16 protein-coding genes are annotated in these 17,393 nt (G+C 68.1%); 7 read left to right on the forward strand and 9 right to left on the reverse strand.

Going from position 1 to position 17,393, the window contains the following annotated elements; genetic code table 11:
* Both pgl and zwf read right to left on the reverse strand, forming a co-directional pair.
* Complete coding sequence (pgl, locus tag QLQ83_RS07650) at positions 1 to 678, reverse strand: 6-phosphogluconolactonase (protein ID WP_282734917.1); 678 nt, start codon at positions 676 to 678, stop codon at positions 1 to 3.
* A 1-nt stretch (position 679) separates the two neighbouring features.
* The gene (gene zwf / locus QLQ83_RS07655; RefSeq protein WP_282734918.1) at positions 680 to 2,191 is read right to left on the reverse strand and encodes a glucose-6-phosphate dehydrogenase; all 1,512 of its coding nucleotides are present in this window, start codon (positions 2,189 to 2,191) and stop codon (positions 680 to 682) included.
* A 226-nt stretch (positions 2,192 to 2,417) separates the two neighbouring features.
* On the opposite strand from zwf, the gene QLQ83_RS07660 reads away from it, so the two are divergent.
* The 4 genes from QLQ83_RS07660 (at position 2,418) to QLQ83_RS07675 (ending at position 6,451) form a co-directional block, all read left to right on the forward strand.
* Positions 2,418 to 3,290 carry a MurR/RpiR family transcriptional regulator gene (locus QLQ83_RS07660; protein ID WP_282734919.1) on the forward strand — a complete coding sequence of 291 codons (873 nt, stop codon included), beginning with the start codon at positions 2,418 to 2,420 and terminating at the stop codon, positions 3,288 to 3,290.
* Positions 3,291 to 3,363: 73 nt separating this feature from the next.
* Positions 3,364 to 4,218: a putative selenate ABC transporter substrate-binding protein gene (locus tag QLQ83_RS07665; RefSeq protein ID WP_282734920.1), complete on the forward strand. Its 855-nt coding sequence runs from the start codon at positions 3,364 to 3,366 to the stop codon at positions 4,216 to 4,218.
* Positions 4,218 to 4,931: an ATP-binding cassette domain-containing protein gene (locus QLQ83_RS07670; protein ID WP_282734921.1), complete on the forward strand. Its 714-nt coding sequence runs from the start codon at positions 4,218 to 4,220 to the stop codon at positions 4,929 to 4,931. The genes QLQ83_RS07665 and QLQ83_RS07670 overlap by 1 nt, the downstream gene beginning before the upstream one ends.
* A complete protein-coding gene (locus QLQ83_RS07675) occupies positions 4,928 to 6,451 on the forward strand; it encodes an ABC transporter permease (RefSeq protein WP_282734922.1) in 1,524 nt (507 codons plus the stop codon). The genes QLQ83_RS07670 and QLQ83_RS07675 overlap by 4 nt, the downstream gene beginning before the upstream one ends.
* A gap of 12 nt (positions 6,452 to 6,463) precedes the next feature.
* Here the strand turns inward: QLQ83_RS07675 and QLQ83_RS07680 are convergent, their stop codons facing one another.
* On the reverse strand, positions 6,464 to 6,826 hold the full coding sequence (locus tag QLQ83_RS07680; RefSeq protein WP_282734923.1) for a RidA family protein: 363 nt from the start codon (positions 6,824 to 6,826) through the stop codon (positions 6,464 to 6,466).
* A 48-nt stretch (positions 6,827 to 6,874) separates the two neighbouring features.
* Positions 6,875 to 7,216, reverse strand: a complete 342-nt coding sequence (locus QLQ83_RS07685; protein ID WP_282734924.1) for a TraR/DksA family transcriptional regulator — start codon at positions 7,214 to 7,216, stop codon at positions 6,875 to 6,877.
* A gap of 170 nt (positions 7,217 to 7,386) precedes the next feature.
* On the opposite strand from QLQ83_RS07685, the gene QLQ83_RS07690 reads away from it, so the two are divergent.
* On the forward strand, positions 7,387 to 8,580 hold the full coding sequence (locus tag QLQ83_RS07690; RefSeq protein WP_282734925.1) for an MFS transporter: 1,194 nt from the start codon (positions 7,387 to 7,389) through the stop codon (positions 8,578 to 8,580).
* 51 nt (positions 8,581 to 8,631) lie between these two features.
* Here QLQ83_RS07690 and QLQ83_RS07695 read toward each other — a convergent pair whose 3' ends face one another.
* The 5 genes from QLQ83_RS07695 to QLQ83_RS07715 form a co-directional block, all read right to left on the reverse strand.
* On the reverse strand, positions 8,632 to 9,486 hold the full coding sequence (locus QLQ83_RS07695) for a universal stress protein (protein ID WP_282734926.1): 855 nt from the start codon (positions 9,484 to 9,486) through the stop codon (positions 8,632 to 8,634).
* Positions 9,487 to 9,550: 64 nt separating this feature from the next.
* Positions 9,551 to 11,041: a SulP family inorganic anion transporter gene (locus QLQ83_RS07700; protein WP_282734927.1), complete on the reverse strand. Its 1,491-nt coding sequence runs from the start codon at positions 11,039 to 11,041 to the stop codon at positions 9,551 to 9,553.
* Between the two features lie 426 nt (positions 11,042 to 11,467).
* Positions 11,468 to 12,271, reverse strand: a complete 804-nt coding sequence (locus QLQ83_RS07705; RefSeq protein WP_282734928.1) for a slipin family protein — start codon at positions 12,269 to 12,271, stop codon at positions 11,468 to 11,470.
* 58 nt (positions 12,272 to 12,329) lie between these two features.
* Positions 12,330 to 13,826 (reverse strand): NfeD family protein, encoded by a 1,497-nt coding sequence (locus QLQ83_RS07710; RefSeq protein ID WP_282734929.1) that lies wholly within the window; start codon positions 13,824 to 13,826, stop codon positions 12,330 to 12,332.
* Positions 13,827 to 14,056: 230 nt separating this feature from the next.
* Entirely contained in the window at positions 14,057 to 14,776 is a 720-nt protein-coding gene (locus QLQ83_RS07715; RefSeq protein ID WP_282734930.1) for a hypothetical protein, read from the reverse strand.
* A gap of 226 nt (positions 14,777 to 15,002) precedes the next feature.
* On the opposite strand from QLQ83_RS07715, the gene QLQ83_RS07720 reads away from it, so the two are divergent.
* Together QLQ83_RS07720 and QLQ83_RS07725 are read left to right on the forward strand one after the other, a co-directional pair.
* Positions 15,003 to 16,103, forward strand: coding sequence for a phosphotransferase (locus QLQ83_RS07720; protein ID WP_282734931.1), 1,101 nt, complete (start codon positions 15,003 to 15,005; stop codon positions 16,101 to 16,103).
* Between the two features lie 57 nt (positions 16,104 to 16,160).
* On the forward strand, positions 16,161 to 17,378 hold the full coding sequence (locus QLQ83_RS07725) for an ABC transporter substrate-binding protein (RefSeq protein WP_282734932.1): 1,218 nt from the start codon (positions 16,161 to 16,163) through the stop codon (positions 17,376 to 17,378).
* The last annotated feature ends 15 nt before the right edge of the window (positions 17,379 to 17,393 follow it).

Below are 17,393 nucleotides of genomic sequence, written 5' to 3' on the forward strand. Positions count from 1 at the left end.
TCAAGGGGCCCAGTAGGTGGCCAGCGGACAGGCCAGGAAGGCGCGGATCGGCAGTTCGCGGACGTCATCGCCGGACAGCGCCCTGGCCAGCACGGCGCGCTTGTTGCCACCGGTGATGTGCAGCACGTGGCGGCGGGCCTGGTGGAGGCGGTCGGCGCTCAGGGTGATGCGCGGCTGGGGCTGGCTCGGCGTGCGTACCGCCACCGCCGGGGCGTCGGTGGCCAGCGCCAGGGACAGCTCCTGGCTGTCGGGGAACAGCGAGGCGGTGTGGCCGTCTCCGCCCATGCCCAGGATCACCACGCTGGCCGGCCAGGCCAGCCCGGCGAGGCGCTCGGCCACGGCGGCCGCGCCCTGCTCGGGAGTGGCATCGGCGGTGGTCAGCGGCACGAAGGTAGCGGCGGCGGCCGGTCCCTGCAGCAGGTGGGCACGCACCAGGCGGGCATTGCTGTCCTCGGCGTCCTCGGCCACCCAGCGCTCGTCGGCGAGGGTCACCTGGACGCGCTCCCAGGGCAGCTCGCAGGACGCGAGTGCCGCGAAGAAGGGTACCGGCGTCGAGCCCCCCGAGACCACCAGCAGGGCGTTGTCCTGATGGGCCAGGTCGACCCGCAGGGCCTCGGCCACGGCCTCGGCCAGCTGCCGGGAGAGCTGTTCACGGGGCAGGGGTGTCGTGTCGGTCATCTCAGTAGTCCTCGTACCAGCTGCGGCCGTCCTGGGTGATCATGGCGATGGAGGCCACGGGCCCCCAGGAACCGGCCGGATAGCGCCGGGGCGGCTCGTCGCGGTCGTCCCAGGCGGCGACCAGGCTGTCGCACCACTGCCAGGCGTGCTCGACCTCGTCGCGGCGCACGAAGAGGTACTGCTGCCCCTTCATGACCTCGAGCAGCAGTCGCTCGTAGGCGTCCGGGATACGGGTCTTGGGGAAGGCGCTGTTGAAGTCCAGATGCAGCGGGCCGCGGCGCAGGCGCATGCCCTTGTCCAGGCCGCTGTCCTTGGTCAGCACCTCCAGGGCGATGCCCTCCTCCGGCTGCAGGCGGATCACCAGCTTGTTGGCGGCGAGCCCCCGCTGGTCGGGGTCGAAGATGTAGTGTGGCTGCTGCCGGAAATGGATGATGATCTGGGAGAGCTTCTCCGGCATCCGCTTGCCGGTGCGCAGGTAGAAGGGCACCCCGGCCCAGCGCCAGTTGGCCACGCCGGTCTTCATGGCCACGAAGGTCTCGGTGTGGCTCTCGGTGTTGGCCCCCTCCTCCTCCAGGTAGCCCGGCACGGCCTGGCCATCCGTGGTGCCGGCCATGTACTGGCCACGCACCACGTCGCGACCCAGCATGTCATCGGTGAAGGGCCTGAGTGCCTTGAGCACCTTGACCTTCTCGTCGCGGATGGCATCGGCATCCAGGTTGGCCGGCGGGTCCATGGCGATCAGGCAGACCAGCTGCAGCAGGTGGTTCTGCACCATGTCGCGCAGCTGGCCGGCCTCGTCGAAGTAGCCCCAGCGCCCTTCGATGCCGACCTTCTCGGCCACGGTGATCTCCACGTGGGAGATGTGGTTCTGGTTCCACTGGGTGCCGAACAGCGGGTTGGCGAAGCGCAGCGCAATGAGGTTCTGTACCGTTTCCTTGCCCAGATAGTGATCGATGCGATAGACCCGGGACTCGGGGAAGACCGCGCCGATGGCATCATTGATCTCGGCGGAGGAGTCGAGGTCGAAGCCGATGGGCTTCTCGACCACCACCCGGCTCTGTTCGTCGAGGCTGCCGCTGGCCTCCAGGTGACGGCAGATATCGCCGTAGATCTTGGCACCCACCGAGAGGTAGACCACCATGGGACGCAGCAGGCCCTGCTGGCGCCACTCGCGAATGGCGCCATAGCCCTCGGGCCTGGTGAAGTCGAGCTGCAAGTAGTCCAGGCGGGCCAGGAAACGCTTGAGCACGGCCCGATCGAGCTCCTCGGCCTTGACGTGGGTCTTGAGCGACATCTCGACCCTGGCCTGGAAGGCCTCGCGGTCGAGCTCCTGGCGCGCCAATCCCAGCAGGCGAGTATTGGCGTCCAGCAGGCCCTCGCGGTCGAGCTGGTAGAGCGCCGGATAGAGCTTGCGCTGGGCCAGGTCGCCCAGGGCACCGAACAGTGCCAGGTCGATTTCCGTGCTGCCGGCGTCGGTGGGCTTGGCCTCGCCGGCTCGATTGCGTTGTTTCATGTCCGCCCCATCTGGTTAACTTACCTAAAAATAGCGCACGAAGGGCAAGCCTTGCAAACAATTTATGTAAGTTTACAACAAACACAGCGCCCTTACCGGGCCTGCCCTGAAGGACCTTTGCGCGCGGCTCTGCATAGCCAGCATAATGTAGTTAAATCACCACATCACCCATGTTTCACCCCCGCGCCGCCGATGGCGCCCCGTCGTCAGGGAGACTTCACTGCTCATGGTCCGACACGATCTGCTCGACCGCATCCGACGGCAGCTCGACGAGCTCAATCGATCCGAACGCAAGGTGGCCGACGTCATCCTGGCCGACCCGACATCGGCCACCAGCATGAGCATCGCCACCCTGGCCCAGCTGGCCTCGGTCAGCGAACCCACGGTCAACCGCTTCTGTCGCAGCTTTGCCGCCAAGGGCTACCCGGACTTCAAGATCAAGCTGGCCCAGAGCCTGGCCGGCGGCACCCCCTACGTCAGCCAGGCGGTGGAACCCGGCGACTCCGCCGCCGAATACACCAACAAGATCTTCGGGGCCACCATCGCCGCCCTGGACCTGGCCCGCCGCGAGGTGACCCCGGAGCGCATCGAGCGCGTCGTCGACTACCTGATCCAGGCCAGGCAGCTGCACTTCTTCGGCCTGGGGGCCTCCGGTGCGGTGGCCCAGGATGCCCAGCACAAGTTCTTCCGCTTCAACCTGCCGGTCACCGCCTATGTGGACGTGCTGATGCAGCGCATGGTGGCGGCCGCCTGCCACACCGGCGATGTAGTGGTGGTGCTCTCCTGGACCGGACGCACCCGGGATCTGGTGGACATCGCGCGACTCGCGCGGGAGAACGGCGCCGTGGTGCTCGGCATCACCGCACCGGATTCGCCGCTGGCCGCCGAGTGCACCGAGACCCTTGAGGTGGCCACCCCGGAGGACACCGACTACTACATGCCCATGACCTCGCGGATGATCCAGCTGGCGCTGATCGATGTCCTGGCCACCGGGGTGACCCTGCGCCGCGGCGAGGACTTCCTGCCCCACCTCAAGAAGATCAAGGACAGCCTTAAGGCGACACGCTACCCCGCCGGCGGGCGCGACGACCAGCCCTGAGGCGCCACCCGACTTGCCAGGCCGGCGCCGAGCCACAACAATGGCCAGCCTATCGTCCACTCCGGAGACCGAGATGCGCTGGCTCGCCACTTCCACCGTTGCCCTGGCCCTGTTCGCCCAGGGCGTCGCCGCCGACACCTTCCGCTTTACTGCCATTCCCGACGAGGACCAGTCGCGGCTGGTCGAGCGCTTCTCCAAGGTTGCCGACTACCTGGAGGGGCGCCTCGACGTGGAGGTGGAGTACGTCCCGGTCAAGTCCTATGGCGCCACGGTCACCGCCTTCCGCAACGACCAGGTCCAGCTTGCCTGGTTCGGCGGCCTCTCCGGCGTCCAGGCGCGCCGCCTGGTTCCGGGCTCCATCGCCCTGGCCCAGGGCAGCGAGGATGCCGAGTTCAGGAGCTACCTCATCGCCCACCGCTCGACAGGCCTTGAGCGGGCCGACGAGGTGCCCGACACCCTCGAGGGCATGAGCCTGACCTTCGGCTCGCGCACCTCCACCTCGGGGCGCCTGATGCCGGAGCACTTCCTGCGCCAGCGCTTCGGCGAGGCGCCGGACGAGCTGTTCTCGCGGGTCGGCTACTCCGGTGACCACTCGCGCACCATCGCCCTGGTGGAAGCCGGCACCTGGGACCTGGGGGCGGTCAACTTCAGCGTCTGGGAGGCCGCGGTGGAGGACGGTCGGGTGGATACCGACAAGGTCGCGGTGATCTGGGCCACCCCGCCCTACCCGGACTACAACTGGACCCTGCGCGGCGATGTCGATGCGCGGTTCGGCAAGGGCTTCACCGAGCAGGTCCGCGCGGCCCTGCTGGAGATGGACGACCCCGAGCTGCTGGCGAGCTTCCCCCGCGAGGGCTTCATCCCCGCCGACAACGCCCTCTACGCCCCCATCGAGGACGTCGCGGAAGAGCTCGGCCTGCTGCGCTGATGGGCGAGCCGCGCGACCTGCTGCTCTCGCTGACCGGCGTCGACCTGGGCCATGGCGACCGGGTGGTGCTGCCGGGACTGCACCTCGGCCTGCGCCGCGGCGAGCGGGTCGCCCTGCTCGGTCCCAGCGGGGCCGGCAAGTCCACCCTGCTCGGCGCCCTGCGCCGGCAGCTGGGCGACACCGCCGCCTGGTGTCCCCAGCAGCATGGCCTGGTGCCTCAGCTTGCGGTCTATCACAACATCTACATGGGGCGGCTGGCCGAGCACTCGGCGCTGGCCAACCTGTGGAACCTGGTGCGCCCGCTGGCCGGGCCCTGGCGCCAGGTCGCCGAGCTCTGCGATGCCCTGGGCCTGGCCGGGCTGATGCGCCGCCCGGTCGGGCAGCTCTCCGGCGGCCAGCGCCAGCGCGTCGCCATCGCCCGGGCCCTCTACCAGCAGCGGGCGCTGTTCCTCGGCGACGAGCCGGTGGCCAGCGTCGACCCCCACCAGGCGCTGCGCCTGCTGGCGCTGATCGAGGCGCGCCACGCCACTGCGGTGATCGCCCTCCACCAGCGGGAGCTTGCCCTCAGCCACTTCGACCGGGTGTGGGGCCTGCGTGACGGCCGGCTGGTGATCGACGCCCCCGCCCGCGAGCTCAGCCTGGCCGACCTGGACGGCCTCTACCCCGATGCCGATGGCCTGCCCCGCGAGGCCGCCGACCGAGACCGGCCATGACCCTGGCCGACCGTCGCACGCGGGAGCCCCGACCGGGCTGGCTGGCCGGGCAGAGCGGCGGCGTGCGCCTGGCCCGCCACAGCCTGACCCTGGTGGCACTGGCGGTGGTGCTGGTGCCCTTCGCCGACCTCTCGATCCTGACCCGCGACCCCTGGGCAGAGCTGGCGCGCATGGCCCGGGGGCTGGCCTGGCCCGCCTGGGGGGCACTGGAATCACCGCTGGAGGCGCTGGGCCTGACGGTCGCCGTGGCCCTGTGGGGAACGCTGGGCGGGATGGTGCTGGGCTTCCCCCTGGCGCTGCTGTTCGCCCGCTCGCGGCTGGTCCGCGCCGGCTGCGCCTTCGTGCGGGCGATCCACGAGCTGTTCTGGGCACTGCTCTTCCTGCAGGTGTTCGGCCTCTCGGCCGCCACGGCCCTGATGGCCCTGGCGATCCCCTATGCCGGCATCTTCGCCAAGGTCTATGCCGAGACCCTCGAGCAGATACCGGGCGCCCCGCGTGATGCCCTGCCCTCGGGAGTGGCCCGGCTGTCGCGCTTCGTCTATGCCGAACTGCCGCTGGCCTGGACCCGGCTCGCCGCCTACACCCGCTATCGCTTCGAGTGCGCGCTGCGCGCCAGCGTGCTGCTGGGCTTCGTCGGCCTGCCGACCCTGGGCTTCCAGCTCGAGACTGCCTTCCGCGAGGGGCGCTACCACGAGGCCGGGGCCCTGCTGTGGCTCTTCTACCTGCTGATCGCCAGCCTGCCCTGGTGGGGCCACCGGCGGCTGATGCCGCTGCTGGCCCTTGGCGGGGCCTTGCTGCTGGGCCCCTGGCCGGCGCTCGAGGGCGGCCTCTTGTGGCGCTTCGTCAGCCAGGACATCTGGCCCCCGGCGCTGCTCGAGGGCGACTGGCGGGGCCTCATCGCGTGGCTGGCCCGCATCCCCGACCTGGGCCCGGCCATCGGCAACACCCTGTTGCTCGGCCTGCTGGGCAGCGTGGGCGCGCTGCTGGTCGCCCTGGCACTCTGGCCGCTGGCCTGCCGCCACTTCGGCAACCCGGCGACCCGGCTGGCCGGGCGGGGCCTGTTGATCTTCCTGCGCTCGACGCCCGAGCTGATGCTGGCCTTCTTTTTCCTGCTGCTGCTGGGGCCGTCGCTGCTGCCCGCCTGGCTGGCGCTGGCGCTGCACAACGGCGCGCTGATCGCCTTCCTGGTCGCGCGCCATGCCGATGCCATCACCCCGGGCATGCCGGGGGTGAACGCCTCGGGCCGGCTAGCCTACGAACTGCTGCCGCGGCTCTATCCGGGCATGCTGGCGCTGCTCTACTACCGCGCCGAGGTGATCCTGCGCGAGACGGCCATCCTGGGGATGCTGGGGGTAGCCACACTGGGCTACTACATCGACGCGAACTTCGAGTACCTGCTGTTCGACGTGGCCTTCTTCCTGCTGCTGATCACCGCGGCACTCAACATCGCCGTGGACGCCCTCTCGCGACGGCTGCGCCCAAGGGAGACCGCCATCATCGACGACCCCTGTCAGCGCTAGCCTCCGCTCCGGCTAGCGGCCCGGCACCAGTGCATTGACGGTGATCTCCACCTTCAGCTCGTCGGCGGGCATGGGCGCGCAGACGCAGGTGCGGGCCGGGGCATGACCGGTCGGCACCCAGGCATCCCAGACGGCGTTCATGGCGGCAAAGTCATGGCTGTCCTTGAGGTAGATGGTCGCCGAGAGCAGCTGCTCGCGGTCGGAACCGATCTCGGCGAGCAGGCCATCGAGGCGCTTCAGCATGCTCTCGGTCTGCTCGGTGATGTCGCCGTGACGAGCCTCGGGGCCCGCGACCTGGCCACATAGCCAGGCCATGCCATTGTGGATCACCGCGCGGCTCATGCGTGCCTTGGTGTCGTGTCGCTCGATGCTCATCGTGGTCGCTCTCCGTTGGTCAGGTTACCGCCGCGTCACGCGCGGGCGTCACGCGGCGCAATCGATGCACTTCAGCACCAGGGGATCGCCTTCCAGGCGCCTGGCGCCGATCCATTCACCGCACTCGATGCACTCGCCAAACTCGCCCTTCTCGATGCGCGAGAGAGCCCCCGTGATGCGACGCAGGGCCAGCTGGCGACGCTGCTCCTCGGCCTTGGCCATGGCCTGCCCCTGCATGGCATCCATCCGCGACAGTCGCCCCACCGAGGTCTGGTCCAGCATCACGGTGTCGCGGGATTCGCGGCTGGCATCGCTCTGCTCGAGCAACTCGGCGCGCAGCGCATGCAACCGCCTCACCACGGCGTCCATATCCAGCTCAGGATGATTCATCACCGCCTCCTCTTCCGGGAACGTCGGATCAGCTGGCACGACGCCATGCGTCAGCGTTCAGCTGTTACCCTAGGACGCTTTCGGCCGCTCGGCCTCGGGGGTTCCATCTTGCCACTGCGGCCCTGCGGCCGCACGTCCGTCAGGCCTGTCACGACACACCGGAGGTCACCATGGGTTACCGCACCCTGCTGCGGGATCATCGCGGGCTGCTGGGCATCGCCTTCCTGGCGATGTTCTCCTCGAGCCTGGGCCAGAGCTTCTTCATCGGCCTCTTCCAGGCGCCGATCTCCGAGCGGCTGGGCCTCACCGCCGGCCAGTTCGGCACCGCCTATGCCCTGGTCACCCTGATGGCCGGCTTCGCCATGCTGCGCTTCGGCCCGGTCATCGACTGGGTGGCGCCGCGGCGCTTCGCGCTGGTGGTGCTCGGCACCCTGTTCGGCGGAGTGGCGCTGCTCACCCTCTCGCCCTGGTGGATCACCGGGCTACTGGGGCTGGGCCTGGTGCGCCTGTGCGGCCAGGGGATGATGACCCACCTGGGCAACACCCTCGCCGGCCGCGAGTTCGTCAGCCTGCGCGGCCGCGCCCTGGGCCTGGTCGGCATGGGCATCATGCTGGGCGAGACACTGTTGCCACCGCTGATGGCGGCCCTGCTGGTCTGGCTGGGCTGGCGGCAGCTGTGGTGGCTGTTCGTGCTGGTGCTGGCGGTCCTCTGGGTGCCGCTGCTGCTGCGCGGCCCCTGGCCGAAGGCCCCGGGCAGGCGACCCGACCGGACCCGGCGCCAGGACGGTCCACGCCCCTTTCGCGAGCGGCGGTTCTGGCAGCTGCTGCCGCTGCTGATGATCCTGCCGGTGACGATGACCGGGCTCTTCATCTACCAGGCACGCATGACCGAGGACCTGGGCAGTACGCTGGGCGTCTATGCCCTGGCCCTGACCAACATGGGACTGGCCAAGCTGCCCGGCGCCCTGCTGGGTGGGCGCTGGGTCGACCGACTGGGGCCGGTACGCCTGGCCAGGCTCTACCTGCTGCCCTTCGGCCTGGCCCTGATCGTGGCCATCAGCGTCGGCGGCCATACCGGCGTCTGGGCGTTGATGGTAGGCGGGGGGCTCGCCATGGGGGCCCAGGAGTCCATCGCCACCAGCCTGCTGGTGCGCCTGTGGGGCGCCGAGCACCTGGGCACGGTGCGCGCCACCCTGAGCGCCGCCATGGTCTTTTCCACCGGCATCGCCCCGGCGCTGCTGGGCATGGCGCTGGACCTGGGCGCCTCCTTCTCCCTGGTCCTGGTCGGCATGCTGGCGTTGCTGGTCATCGGCTGGGCGCTAGCCCAGGGCGTGCTGGCGAGCCCCGAGGCCCGGGGGGCCTGACGCGACGACGCCGGCCCGGGGGCCGGCGTCGTTTCCCGCAGGCGAAGGCGATCAGCGCAGCAGCAGCACCGGGCCCTTGGCCTTGCGCAGCATGGAGGTGGTGGTGCTGCCCACCAGCAGGTGGCGGATGCGAGAGTGGCCGTAGGCCCCCATCACCAGCAGGTCGATGCCCTGCTCCTCCTGGTAGCCGTGAAGGGTGGCCTCCACCTCCCCGGCGCGGATGGCGCCCTCGGCCTCGTGACCTGCATCACGCAGCATCTTCAGCGCCCAGTCGAGCTGGGAGCGGTTGTCACCGGTCTCGGCACCGACGATCACCACGTGCACCGGGATACCGTCGAACAGCGGGCTCTTGGCCAGCATCTCCACCCCCTTGCGGGTGGTCTTGCTGCCGTCGAAGGCGAGCATGACCTTCTCGGGCGTCATGAAGGCATCGGGCACCATCAGGATCGGCCGGTGCAGGGTGCGCACTACCCGCTCCAGATTGGAGCCCAGATGGTCGCTGGCCTGATGCGCTCCTTCGCCCCGCTTGCCCATCACCAGCAGGCGGATCTCGTCCTGCAACTCCTCCAGGGTCTCGACCAGAGTGCCGTTGCGCTGCCGGCCGGCGGGCTCGGCCACGCCATCCTCGATGGCCCGCTCACGGGCCGCCTTGAGCATCAGCCGGCCCTGCTCCTGAGCCACCTTGGCCCGCTGCTCGTCCAGGTGGGAGAGCTCCTCGAGCAGGTGCTCCCGGGCCCCGAGCCCGATATTGCCGGAAAGGTCCGCCTCCGCGGTCTGGGGGTGGTTGTCCACCACGTGCAGGAAGGTCAGCGGGGCACCCAGCGCCAGGCTGGCCCAGGCGGCGTAGTCGCACACTCCTTCCGAGAACTTCGAGCCGTCGATGGCGGCCATCACCTGTTCTGTCATCGTCTTGTCCTGAAGCTGGCGTGTATGGTCATCTCTTCACGTTCTACATCATCCGTCCGGCGGGTCAATGGCCGCCCATCAGCTTCTCGACGGCCTCGGGGTCGTCATGCACCGCGTAGCGGTCGACGATGGTGGCGCTTGCCTCGTTGAGGCCGATCATTTCCACCTCGGTGCCCTCGCGGCGGAACTTGATCACGATGCGGTCCAGCGCCTGGACGGCGGTGATGTCCCAGAAGTGGGCGCGTGACAGGTCGATGGTGACCTTCTCCACCGTCTCCTTGAAGTCGAAGGCATTGCCGAAGCGCTCGGAGGAAGCAAAGAACACCTGGCCCACCACCTTGTAGACCCGCGCGGTGCCCTCGTCGGTTTCCTCGCTGCCGATGTAGAGGATGTTGCCCACCTTGTTGGCGAAGTTCATGGCGGCGAGCAGCACGCCGACGAAGACGCCGATGGCCAGGTTGTGGGTACCCACGGTCACCACCACGGTGGCCACCATCACCATGTTGGTGCTCATCGGGTGCTTCTTGAGGTCCTTGATGGAGCTCCAGCTGAAGGTGCCGATGGAGACCATGATCATCACCGCCACCAGGGCCGCCATGGGGATCTGGGAAACCCAGTCGGCCAGGAACACCACCATCAGCAGCAGCGCCACACCGGCGATCAGGGTCGACATGCGACGGCGACCGCCGGACTTGATGTTGATCACCGACTGACCAATCATCGCGCAGCCCGCCATGCCACCAAGCAGCCCGGCGCCGATGTTGGCGATGCCCTGGCCCTTGCACTCGCGGTTCTTGTCGCTCCGGGTATCGGTCAGGTCATCGATGATGGTGGCGGTCATCATCGACTCCAGCAGGCCGACCACGGTCAGCATCAGCGAGTAGGGCAGGATGATCATCAGCGTCTCGAGGTTGAGCGGTACCTCGGGCCACAGGAAGACCGGCAGGCTGTCGGGCAGCTCGCCCATGTCGCCCACGCTACGGATCTCCATGCCGGTCAGCAGGTAGACGGCGGTGAGCACCACGATGCACACCAGCGGCGAGGGAATGGCCTTGCCGATCACCGGCACATAGGGGAAGCCGTAGATGATCGCCAGGCCGGCCAGGGTCATGGCGTAGACGTGCCAGGTCACGCCGGTCAGTTCCGGCAACTGGGCCATGAAGATCAGGATCGCCAGGGCGTTGACGAAGCCGGTGACCACCGAGCGCGAGACGAAGCGCATGAGGTCGGCGAGCCTGAGATACCCCGCGATGATCTGCAGCACACCGGTGAGCAGGGTGGCGGCCAGCAGATACTCCAGGCCATGCTCCTTGACCAGGGTGATCATCAGCAGCGCCATGGCGCCGGTGGCCGCGGAGATCATGCCGGAGCGCCCGCCGGTGAAGGCGATGATCACGCAGATCGCGAAGGAGGCGTAGAGGCCCACCTTGGGGTCGACGCCGGCGATGATGGAGAAGGCGATGGCCTCGGGGATCAGCGCCAGGGCCACGACGATACCCGCCAAGGTGTCGCCCTTGAGGTTGGAGAACCAACTCAGTTTCATTTTTTCGTACATGCTGCGGTCCAGTCAGGGGGTGTGGAGAGCCGTGAGGCGTCGAGCTCCTGTCGTTTACATGCCCTCCCCGGCACCCTAGTCGGGCGCTGTTGCCGATGGCGGACTCAGGAGAAGGCGGAAATCGCAAGCAAAGTGGCGCACAGGGGCGCCCGGGACATCAGCGTGATGTCGAGCGATGACGCACCGATGACGGTGGGATCGCCGGGAGGTAGGAAGGGGTGCGCTAGGGCGGCGTGGCCAGCCCTGCCAGGGGAGTCATCATGTTCTGCGGGTTCCCTTGCTCTTTATCAAGGATGCACCATCAGACGAAAGTCCAACGGGTGCGTACGACAAGAGCGCTGGATTCTAGCAGAACATATGCTGCGGTGCATTCCGGCGCGCGGTCGCCAAGGGATGCCACGACCGCCAGGCCGAGGCAGGGCGTGATCAGGAGGCGTCGGTATCGTCCGGCGTGGCTCCGCCAGTACGGGCCCTGGCCGCGGGTGAGGCCTTCATCTGCCGGAAGGCTTCCACCAGATCGATAGGCAGCGGCACCACGATAGTCGAGGCGTTCTTGTTGCTCATGTCGCTCATGGTCTGCAGGTAGCGCAACTGCAGCGCGGCGGAGTTCTCTGACATCACGTTGGCCGCCTCAACAAGCTTCTTGGAGGCCTGCAGCTCACCCTCCGCGTGGATCACCTTGGCGCGTCGCTCGCGCTCGGCCTCGGCCTGGCGCGCGATGGCGCGGATCATGCTCTCGTCGAGGTCGACGTGCTTGATCTCCACGTTGGCCACCTTGATGCCCCAGCTCTCGGCGGAACTGTCGATGATCTCCTGGATGTCGTCGTTGAGCTTGTCGCGCTCGGAGAGCATCTCGTCGAGGTCATGCTTGCCGAGCACCGAGCGCAGCGTGGTCTGGGCCAGCTGGCTGGTGGCATTGACGAAGTTCTCCACCTGGATGATCGCCTTCTCCGGGTCCACCACCCGGAAGTAGAGCACCGCATTGACCTTGACGGTGACGTTGTCCTGGGAGATGACGTCCTGCTCGGGCACGTCCATGGTGATCACCCGCAGGTCGACCACCTCCATCTTCTGGATGCCGGGAATGATGATCAACAGGCCCGGCCCCTTTACCGCCTGGAAGCGGCCGAGGAAGAACACCACCCCGCGCTTGTATTCGGGCAGGATACGGATCGACGCTGCCAGCAGCATGAGCAGCAGGACGACCGGAACGAGATAGGAAATCCACATGGCTTGCTCTCCTTCGATGTGTCCGGCGACGGCTGGCGCCGGAGATCTTGCCAGCGTCTCATGACGAGGCGTCGAGCGGCTCCACCTCCAGGGTCAGGCCGTCGACCGCCGTCACGCGTACCGCCTGACCCCGGGTCAGCGGCTGCGTACTGCGGGCATTCCAGCGCTCCCCCATCAGCCGCACATGGCCTTGTCCCGCGAAATCCTCGAGTGCCTTGGCCTCGCTGCCGACGAGCTCTTCCTGACCGGTCCGGGGCACGCGACGGCGCAGCCCGATGAAGCGGGTCATCACCCACAGCATCAGACCCGCCGCCAGCAGGGCGATGCCGCCGATCATCGGCAGCGAGATGTTCAGGTTGTCCGCGTCCATCAGCATCACCGATCCGATCACGAAGGCGACGATGCCGCCTATCCCGAGAATGCCGAAACTGGGCATCAATGCCTCGCCCACGATCAGCCCCAGCCCCACCAGGATCAGCGCCAGGCCGGCATAGTTGACCGGCAGTACCTGGAAGGCGAACAGCGCCAGCAACAGCGAGATGATGCCGATGGTCCCCGGCACCAGGCTGCCCGGATTGGACAGCTCGAAGATCAGCCCGTAGAAGCCGATGATCATCAGGAAGTAGGCGACATTGGGATTGGTGATCACGGCCAGCAGCTTGGTCCGCCAGTCCGGATCGAAGCGCTCGACGGCAAGATCGGCGGTCGCCAGGGTACGCTCGCCGTCCTCCATCACCACCGTGCGCCCGTCGATCTGGGTCAGTAAATCTTCCAGGCCAGTGGCCACCACGTCGATGACGTTCTGTTCCAGGGCCTCCCGGTCGGTAAGGTTGACCGCCTCGCGCACGGCCTGCTCCGCCCAGTCGGCATTGCGACCGTGGCGCTCGGCGAGCGAGCGGATATAGGCCACCGCGTCCTCCAGCACCTTGCGCTCCATGGCCGTCTCGCCACGCCGTCGGTCGTCGCCGCCGGCCTCTTCGCTGGTCTCGCCTTCGCTGGCGGGCGCTTCGCCATCGGCGTTCCCCTCGTTTCCCGTCGCCGGCTCGTCGGTATCCTCGGCCTCCTGTGCCCGGGCGTCGCCCTCTCCACCGTCATCGTCATCGCCGAGTCCAGGCAGGCCACCGCCGCCGATCTGCACCGGAGTCGCCGAGCCGAGATGGGTGGCCGGCGCCATGGCCGCCACGTGGCTGGCGTAGAGCAGGTAGGTCCCGGCGCTGGCCGCCCGGGCACCCGCCGGCGAGACATAGATGGCCACCGGCACGCTGGAGGTGAGCATGGCGCGGATCATCGAACGCATCGAGGCATCGAGGCCGCCGGGTGTGTCCATCTCCACCACGACCAGCTCGGCATCGCGCTCCTCGGCGAGTTCCAGGCCACGCTGGAAATAGTCGCTGATGGCCGGCCCGATGGCATCGTCGACCGTCATCACCAGAGCGATTCGCTCGCCCTGCTGCGCTTGCACCTGCCAGGCCAGCAGCGCACCGAGCGCCAGACACAGCAGGCTTACCAGCATCAGGATGCGCCCGGCCATGCCCCTGCGATCTGGATTCGTCATCTCGTGCTCGCCCTCCAGTGCCTTTCCCTGAGAACCTCATCGGGGAGCAGTGGTTCAGTCTTTACCGATATCAGCGTAGGCAGTGGACCCGGAGGCGACAACAGCCTGCCTCCAGTCGAAGGGGTTGAGGTGGCTTCATCGCAGTCAGCCGATGTCGGGCCCGCCAGCTGGCGGACCCGGGGACGATGGCAGAGTGCAGAGATGAGGGCGTTCAGCGCCGCAAGCCGGGCTCAGAGGTCATGGGGTTCGCCGGCAACGCGCTTCTGCACCTCCACCATGTAAGCCGCCAGAGACGTCAGCTCCTCGCTGCCCCACTCGAGAGGCTCGGCCGCCATCGGCGCCACCATGCAGATCTGCACCATCTCGTCGGCGTGCACTTCCGACATCCCGAACTGGTTGGCGGCCATCGCCACCTGATGGGGGAAGGGTTGCTCGAATGTCGAGTTGTAGCCCATGTCCTGACCGTCACTGCCGTGGCAGCTCGCGCAGGCAAGGCCGTTGCTGCTCAGGGAGGTGTCGTAATAGAGCTCCTCGCCGCGAGCCAGCATTTCCTGGGGATTGTCGCCGGTCTCGCTATAGGCCGGCGAATACCCCTCGGGCCTGGCCACTGCGGCGCTGGCGCCGCCCTCGGATTCTCCTTCCGCCTCACCTTCGGCTTCTCCTTCCGCTTCTCCTTCCGCTTCACCCTCTGCCTCGGCCTCGCCTTCTGCCTCGCCCTGGGCGTCTCCCTCGGCTTCGCCCTGCGCCTCGGCGGCCCCCTCTGCATGGTTGCTGGCCAGCATCAGGGACGCATCGGAGGGCGAGGCAACGTCGGCAACGGCCGCGTCATCGCCTGCGGCGGCGTGAAGGACGGCACCCCCCGCCGCCAGGGCGAGCAGCGGGGCCGTGTAGGCCAGTTGCCGATTCAGACGGCCCAGGAGCTTGCGGCGTTTATCGTCATGCTGTGACATATTGTTCACCTTCGCTTGTGTCCATCCAGGAGATATCCGGAGCCCTCGCTCCACCGTTACCCCACAACGGTTCCCCTATGTCGATGTCGATGCCCCAGGCTTACAGCCTGCCGACATGCAGCAGGCCATCGGGGGCTGCCGGGGAAGACGCCCCCGGTATGTAAGGAAAACCTTGCGCCGCACGACCATCCATCACCGACCGCCACAACATCACCCGAGGAGCGTCATGCCGGATATTGCTGTTCGCCCCGCTTCGCCACAGGCCCGACCGGACCTCTGCCATCCCCTGGCAGTGGCCCTGCGCCACGGCGGTCATGACGCGGACATTCAGGCCATGTACCCGATGGCCGATACGGGTCTTGCCCATCACCATGTGTGGCTCGAGCGGGAACAGATCGACTGGGTGGCGCGACTACCCAAGCAGAGCCAGATGCGACTCGACCCCGCCGCCAACCTCGACTACCAGGCGGCCTGCTTTGACCGGGCCAGCCAGGGCGGCCATGCCCCCTCCCTTCACGGCATCCTCCCACCCGGCCCGGCGCTGCCCCGTGGCGGGCTGCTGGTCAGTGCCATCCGCGGTCGCCCGGCGAGGCTCCCGGATGACCTTCCCGACATCGCCGAGGCGCTGGCCAGCTTCCATGTACTGGACGTGCCCGATGCCGAGGCACGCCCGCCACTGCTGTCACCCGCCGACCCCTGGGCGGCGATGCTCGAGGAGGTCAGGGATCAGGCCCGCTTCCTCGACCAGGCCGGACTGGATGCCGACGCCCGAGGGCTGATCGAGGCCGAGCTGGCCGCCCTGCCGGAACGCCTGCCTCCCGGGCCTGGCGCCGAGCCCCGACTGATCAGTTTCGATGCCCATCCCGGCAACTTCCTGGTCACCGAGTCCGGACGCGCGGTGCTGGTGGACCTGGAGAAATGCCGCTACGGCCTGGCGGGCTTCGACCTGGCTCACGCCAGCCTCTACACCTCCACCACCTGGGACCTGCAGAGCCGCGCCGAACTGCTCCCCGCCGAGGTGGCCGCCTTCTACCGTCACTGGATCGCCGCCACGGGCTTCGACGGAGAGGCCGCCACGCTGCTGGCAAGCCGGCGGGCCATGTGGCTCTGGTCGCTGACCTGGTGCGCGAAGTGGCGAGCCAGTAACCTTCGCTCCCGGGACGCCCATGCCCGCGGCGAGGACTGGTCCGCCGAGCTGAGCGACGATGCCCTGATCGCCCACGTCCGCGACCGAGTCGACCACTACCTTTCCGGGGCCGTGATCGAACATGTGCGGCAAGAGAGTCGCGTGCTGGCACGCCTGCTCTCTGCCCCTGATGACGATTGACCCGTGCCCTCTCGACCGACCCTTCACGCTGTCTCCCCAGAAAAGAGGAACCCTGCGATGCGCGCTCCTTTCCCCCGGCTCGCCGCCCTTCTGCCGGCACTGCTGCTCACGTCCACGGGCCTCGCGGCCGCGCCCGACCCGTCGGACTGGGAGGCCGTGCTCGACGAGGCGCGCGGCCAGACGGTCTACTGGTATGCCTGGGCCGGTGAGCAGCGCACCAACGACTATATCGACTGGGTCGCCGGGCGGGTCGAGGAGCAGTTCGATATCGAACTCACCCACGTCAAGGTCGGCGACACCGCGGAGGCGGTTTCCCGGGTGCTGGCGGAAAAGCAGGCCGACAACCATGACGACGGCAATGTCGACCTGATCTGGATCAATGGCGAGAACTTCGCCACCATGAAGGCCAACGACCTGCTGTTCGGTCCCTTCGCCGAGGCGCTGCCGAACTTCGCACTCACCCACCCCGAGCACAATCCCGAAGTGGTCACCGACTTCACCCTGCCCACCGAGGGGTACGAGTCCCCCTGGGGCCGGGCACAGATCACCTTCTACTACGACAGCGACGAGGTCGCGGCGCCCCCGCAGGATATCCAGGCCCTGCTGGAATGGGCCGAGGCCAACCCCGGGCGCTTCACCTACCCGCGGATTCCCGACTTCACCGGCAGCACCTTCCTGAAGCAGGCCCTGATCGCCCTGACCGACGAGGACGACGCGCTCTACGCACCGGTCGACGAGAGCGACTTCGCGGCCATCACTGCCCCGCTGTGGGAGTATCTGGACGCGCTCCACCCCCACCTGTGGCGCAGCGGTCGACAGTTCCCTGCCACCGGGCCCGAGATGCGCAGCCTGATGGGCGACGGTGAACTGGCGATGGCCTTCACCTTCACCCCCTCGGAGCCGGCGGCGGCGGTCGCCGACTTCGAACTGCCGCCCAGCACGCGCAGCTATGTGCCCCAGGACGGCACCCTGGGCAACGTGCACTTCGTGGCCATCCCCTTCAACTCGCCCCACAAGGCCGGCGCCATGGTGGTCGCCGACTTCCTCCTCTCGCCCGAGGCCCAGGCACACAAGCAGGACCTTGCCGTCTGGGGGGATCGCACCGTGCTCGACGTGGCCCGCCTCGATGACGACAGCCGGGCCCTGTTCACCCTGGACGAGAGCAACCCGGCGATGCTGCCCGCTGGCGCCCTGCAGCAGACCCTGCCCGAGCCGCACCCCAGCTGGATGACGGCCCTGCAGGATGCCTGGCAGGCCCGCTACATCGGCAACTGATGGCGAGACACCGCG

The organism is Halomonas rhizosphaerae (genome assembly GCF_030010555.1).
GTDB lineage: Bacteria > Pseudomonadota > Gammaproteobacteria > Pseudomonadales > Halomonadaceae > Halomonas > Halomonas rhizosphaerae.

Excerpts from the sequence above, each read along its gene's own strand:
- pgl (WP_282734917.1), bottom strand. The coding sequence starts at position 678 with ATGACCGACACGACACCCCTGCCCCGTGAACAGCTCTCCCGGCAGCTG.
- zwf (WP_282734918.1), bottom strand. The coding sequence starts at position 2,191 with ATGAAACAACGCAATCGAGCCGGCGAGGCCAAGCCCACCGACGCCGGC.
- QLQ83_RS07660 (WP_282734919.1), top strand. The coding sequence starts at position 2,418 with ATGGTCCGACACGATCTGCTCGACCGCATCCGACGGCAGCTCGACGAG.
- QLQ83_RS07665 (WP_282734920.1), top strand. The coding sequence starts at position 3,364 with ATGCGCTGGCTCGCCACTTCCACCGTTGCCCTGGCCCTGTTCGCCCAG.
- QLQ83_RS07670 (WP_282734921.1), top strand. The coding sequence starts at position 4,218 with ATGGGCGAGCCGCGCGACCTGCTGCTCTCGCTGACCGGCGTCGACCTG.
- QLQ83_RS07675 (WP_282734922.1), top strand. The coding sequence starts at position 4,928 with ATGACCCTGGCCGACCGTCGCACGCGGGAGCCCCGACCGGGCTGGCTG.
- QLQ83_RS07680 (WP_282734923.1), bottom strand. The coding sequence starts at position 6,826 with ATGAGCATCGAGCGACACGACACCAAGGCACGCATGAGCCGCGCGGTG.
- QLQ83_RS07685 (WP_282734924.1), bottom strand. The coding sequence starts at position 7,216 with ATGAATCATCCTGAGCTGGATATGGACGCCGTGGTGAGGCGGTTGCAT.
- QLQ83_RS07690 (WP_282734925.1), top strand. The coding sequence starts at position 7,387 with ATGGGTTACCGCACCCTGCTGCGGGATCATCGCGGGCTGCTGGGCATC.
- QLQ83_RS07695 (WP_282734926.1), bottom strand. The coding sequence starts at position 9,486 with ATGACAGAACAGGTGATGGCCGCCATCGACGGCTCGAAGTTCTCGGAA.
- QLQ83_RS07700 (WP_282734927.1), bottom strand. The coding sequence starts at position 11,041 with ATGTACGAAAAAATGAAACTGAGTTGGTTCTCCAACCTCAAGGGCGAC.
- QLQ83_RS07705 (WP_282734928.1), bottom strand. The coding sequence starts at position 12,271 with ATGTGGATTTCCTATCTCGTTCCGGTCGTCCTGCTGCTCATGCTGCTG.
- QLQ83_RS07710 (WP_282734929.1), bottom strand. The coding sequence starts at position 13,826 with ATGACGAATCCAGATCGCAGGGGCATGGCCGGGCGCATCCTGATGCTG.
- QLQ83_RS07715 (WP_282734930.1), bottom strand. The coding sequence starts at position 14,776 with ATGTCACAGCATGACGATAAACGCCGCAAGCTCCTGGGCCGTCTGAAT.
- QLQ83_RS07720 (WP_282734931.1), top strand. The coding sequence starts at position 15,003 with ATGCCGGATATTGCTGTTCGCCCCGCTTCGCCACAGGCCCGACCGGAC.
- QLQ83_RS07725 (WP_282734932.1), top strand. The coding sequence starts at position 16,161 with ATGCGCGCTCCTTTCCCCCGGCTCGCCGCCCTTCTGCCGGCACTGCTG.